Raw genomic sequence first — 511 nt, 5'->3', positions numbered from 1 at the left:
AACCGATTTCATTCCCAAGCCTTTCGGGATGCGCGAATTCTTGGCCCGCATTCGAGTAGCGCTACGCCAGCGCATTTCTAGTCCGCGAACCAGAGAGCAGCGCTCATTTCGCTTTGGGGCCTGGAAGCTCAGCGTGAAGCAGCGGCGACTGATCTGTGCGGAGCGTGGCGAGGTCAAGCTTACCGCATGTGAGTTCAATCTCTTGATCGCATTTCTGGAGAACCCCCGCAACGTGCTATCCAGAGAACGGCTTTTGCTCGCGAGCCGTGTGCGTGGAGAAGAGGTGTACGATCGAAGTATCGATGTCCTAATCATGCGCTTGCGCCGAAAGCTGGAGGCTGATGCGGCCAACCCTCGCCTGGTCAAAACATCCCGTGGCGCAGGGTACTTCTTCAACGCTGACGTAGATGTTAGCTACGGAGGCACGTTGGCCGCGTGACAGTGAGCTATGCTGGAGATTGGGGTGACGAGGCTGATCAAGCCTTCCAACAGTACCAGCCTGATCAATTAC

1 pseudogene is annotated in these 511 nt (G+C 56.4%); it reads left to right on the top strand.

Annotated features, from left to right (window positions below):
• Positions 1 to 439: pseudogene (gene virG, locus NKI25_RS36430) on the top strand (two-component system response regulator VirG); the annotation flags it as partial.
• Positions 440 to 511 lie beyond the last annotated feature (72 nt).

The sequence above is a fragment of the Mesorhizobium sp. M0808 genome (genome assembly GCF_040320025.1).
Classification (GTDB): Bacteria; Pseudomonadota; Alphaproteobacteria; order Rhizobiales; family Rhizobiaceae; genus Mesorhizobium.
Note: the sequence above shows the minus strand (reverse complement) of the source record. Positions and strands in the feature narration are given on the sequence as shown.